Source organism: Halobacillus sp. BBL2006 (assembly GCF_000786645.1).
Taxonomy (GTDB): Bacteria; Bacillota; Bacilli; order Bacillales; family Halobacillaceae; genus Halobacillus.
Genome location: NZ_JRNX01000061.1, coordinates 1 through 3,568, shown reverse-complemented (window position 1 = coordinate 3,568; position 3,568 = coordinate 1). Strand labels below are relative to the sequence as shown.

Sequence of the window (3,568 nt, the reverse complement as noted above, 5' to 3'; positions counted from 1 at the left end):
CTTACCCGGTACGGTAGCCTTCGTGAAAGCATTGCGGTTGATTCTCGAAATCCAAAAAAGGTCAATCGAGGATCTATTCTCTCTTCGAAGAGAACTGTGGAATGAATTAGAGCAATTGGATGGTGTGGTTATTAATTCGCCTCGTGATGGTGCGCCTCATATCATTAATTTCTCAATTCCAGGATACAAGCCGGAAGTAGTGATTCATGATTTAGGTGAAAAAGATATCTTTATTTCCACGAAGTCTGCATGTTCTTCTAAGCAGCCTGACGTCAGCTCTGTGCTTAAGGCCTGTAACTTGGACCGGGATCGTACAACCTCCGCTTTACGTATAAGCTTGTCCTTTCAGAATACTAAAGAAGAGGTCCTCGCATTCATTGAGACTCTTAAAGGCACAATAAACAAACTACAACCAACAATGGGGAGATAAGCATGAATTTCGATCAAATCATGGTACGTTATGGAGAAATGGCGCTGAAAGGGAAAAATCGTAAAGCATTTGAACAGAAATTGCAGCGTAACCTTTCTACCAAATTAAAAGCATTTCCTGATACAAAAGTTTCGAAGACACAAGGACGGATGTACATTATTCTGAACGGAGAAGATCCGCATAAGGTGATGGAAACGTGCCAGGAAGTCTTCGGCATTCACAGCCTTAGTTTTGCTGTGAAAGTTGAGAAGACGGAAGAAAAGTTAAAGGAAGCTGTGCTTCTAGCCTTTCATGATGCCAACGAGGCCAAAACCTTCAAGATTTCGTCCAAGAGGACAGATAAAGGTTTTCCAATTCAATCCGGAGAGTTGAACCCGATGTTGGGAGGGCATATTCTCAGGAATACGGAAGATGTTAAGGTAGACGTTCATCATCCCGATGTAGAAATTAAAGTCGAAGTCCGTCACGATGCCGCTTATGTAACAGCCCAGGACTATCCTGGTGCTGGTGGTCTCCCTGTAGGTACCACAGGCAAAACGCTTCTCATGTTATCTGGTGGGATAGACAGTCCGGTCTCTGGCTACCTTACGATGAAGCGAGGAGTGGAGATTGAGGCTATTCATTTTCACTCCCCTCCTTACACGAGTGACCGGGCTAAACAGAAGGTCATCGATCTCGCAAAAGAGCTGTCAAGGTTCGGAAAGGCTGTTAAGATTCACGTCGTTCCTTTCACAGCCATTCAGCAAAAGATACATCGTGAAATGCCTTCAGGGTACAGCATGACGATTATGCGGAGGATGATGATGCGGATCAGTGAAAAAATCGCCCGTAAGCAAGGTATTCTTTCTCTAACTACAGGGGAGAGCCTTGGTCAAGTGGCCAGCCAAACGATGGAGAGTATGAACACGATCAATGAAGTGACGAACTATCCTGTTATCCGGCCGCTTGCCACAATGGATAAGCTGGAAATCATCGATATTTCCAGAAAAATTGGTACGTACGATATCTCTATTCGTCCTTATGAAGATTGCTGTACCGTTTTCGTACCGAAAGCACCTAAGACGAAACCTACAAGGGAAAATGCCAACTATTATGAGTCGAATTCCGATTTCAGTGAAGATATTGAGAAAGCAGTAGCAGAGACGTACACCATTGAAGTAAATGCTTCCGAAGACGACCAGGAATCTAATGAATTCAGTGATCTCTTATAAAAAGATGACCCTCCACAATCGATGTGGAGGGTTTTTCTATTTCTTTTTGCACCTGAAGTATGATATATGTAGTACTAAAACAATGAGAGGATGACCCGGTGTGAAACTTTGGTATGGTGGTAAAATCTACACGATGAAAAAGGAAGGCCAGTGGGTAGAAGCGGTAGTCACAAAAAAAGGAGAAATTATAGCTGTTGGAGAAACACAAGAGTTATATTCCCGGTATCAAGACGAGATTGAAAGCGAATATAACTTAAAAGGTTCTGTTATGTACCCAGGGTTCACGGATAGTCATCTCCATATCATTGGACACGGAGAACGTCTGATGCGGCTTGATCTGTCTTTCATGAAGTCAGCAGAAGAAGTAAAGCAAGCGCTCAAACAGCATACAGAACAGCTGAATCCAGGAGAGTGGGTGATCGGTGATGGCTGGAATGAAAATCAATGGGAGGAAAAGAGAATCATACATAAAGATGAATTAGACGAGATCTCTTTTGATCACCCCATGATGCTGACGAGGGTTTGTCGACATGCGCTTTTAGCTAATACGAAAGCTATGGAATTAGCGGGGATAGAGAAAGGCACGAGTGATCCTCAAGGTGGTGTCATAGTTCGCGACGCTAACGGAGAAGCTACTGGATTTTTCCATGACAAAGCACAAGAGATGATTAAGGCAGCCATGCCGGAAGTTACCCCTGAATATTTACGGAAAGCCACGGAGCTTGCTGTGAAGGATATGCATACGTTTGGATTAGTCGGCGGCCACAGTGAAGACTTGAACTATTATGGGGGCTTTAAAAAAACCTATGATGCATTTAAAGATGTCATTGACGGAGAAAAGACAAAATTCCGGGCGCATCTCCTCGTGCACCATGGTGTTATTGAGGATGTCGACAAAGAAGGTCTCGGATTTAAGAAAGGTACGGAATTTGTAGAGCTCGGGGCCTTGAAAATATTTTCTGATGGTGCCCTCGGAGGAAGAACCGCCTGGCTTTCAGAACCATATTCAGATGATCCTGATAACTATGGAGTAGCTATTCATACGAAAAAAGAATTGTCGGGACTTGTAGAGGAAGCAAGAAAGCGGAGCATGCCTGTCGCTGTGCATGCAATTGGCGACGGTGCGGTGGAAGCAGTCGCTGATGCCATTGCTGAAAATCCGCTCGAAAACGGAGAAAGAGATCGTATCATTCATGCTCAAATTTTACGGCCTGAATTAATTGAAAAGCTTAAAAGCCTGAATGTCGTGTTAGACATTCAGCCAACTTTTGTATCTTCGGACTTCCCATGGGTAATGGAGAGAATCGGAAATGTGCGACTGAAAAATTCATACTCTTGGAAAACGCTGCTTGATGCGGGGATTATTTGCGCTGGTGGTTCCGATGCACCGATTGAAGAAATTAACCCTCTTCTAGGAATCCGGGCAGCGGTTGATCGGCGTGCGACTTATGATCACCAGGTATACCAGGCTGAGGAGAAGTTATCGGTTTATGAAGCCATTTCCTTATACACCAAGGGGAGCGCAGAGGCAATTGCCAGGGAGAATACGCAAGGCGTAATTGAACCAGGCTATGTCGCAGATTTCACGGTGCTTGATCGGGATTTGTTTGCATTGAAGTCTCACGAGCTAGCTGATGCTACCGTAACGATGACTGTGGTAGATGGAGAAGTGATGCATCAAAGATAAGACAGAAAAGCCGGGCTGAAACCATCAGTCCGGCTTTTCTTTTCTAAAGGAATGTACGTTTCACTCGATCCCAATAGGTGTTGTTCTTTAACTTGACTGTTTTTATGACATTTTCACTCAATTTTACAGACACTTCTTTAATGTTACGGATGGAATAGGCTTCATTATCCATTCCCACTACTGGGTAATCGTTTCCGTCCTGACGCACTCGCAATTTCAAGGTGCGTTCTCCGCTTAGAA

The 3,568-nt window shown here is 44.1% G+C and carries 3 protein-coding genes and 1 pseudogene; 3 read left to right on the top strand and 1 reads right to left on the bottom strand.

Features of this window, described 5'->3' with window-relative positions; genetic code table 11:
- The 3 genes from LD39_RS02345 to LD39_RS02335 form a co-directional block, all read left to right on the top strand.
- Positions 1-430, top strand: a 430-nt coding sequence (locus tag LD39_RS02345; RefSeq protein WP_035542482.1) for an aminotransferase class V-fold PLP-dependent enzyme, incomplete at its 5' end; no start/stop codon positions are given.
- A gap of 2 nt (positions 431-432) precedes the next feature.
- On the top strand, positions 433-1,641 hold the full coding sequence (thiI, locus tag LD39_RS02340; protein ID WP_035542480.1) for a tRNA uracil 4-sulfurtransferase ThiI: 1,209 nt from the start codon (positions 433-435) through the stop codon (positions 1,639-1,641).
- Between the two features lie 100 nt (positions 1,642-1,741).
- A complete protein-coding gene (locus tag LD39_RS02335; RefSeq protein WP_035542477.1) occupies positions 1,742-3,328 on the top strand; it encodes an amidohydrolase in 1,587 nt (528 codons plus the stop codon).
- 43 nt (positions 3,329-3,371) lie between these two features.
- Here LD39_RS02335 and ppnK read toward each other — a convergent pair.
- Positions 3,372-3,568 (bottom strand): annotated as a pseudogene (gene ppnK / locus LD39_RS02330) (NAD(+) kinase); the annotation flags it as partial.

What these genes read in the sequence shown, in the direction of transcription:
- thiI (WP_035542480.1), top strand. Translation starts at nt 433, where the DNA reads ATGAATTTCGATCAAATCATGGTACGTTATGGAGAAATGGCGCTGAAA.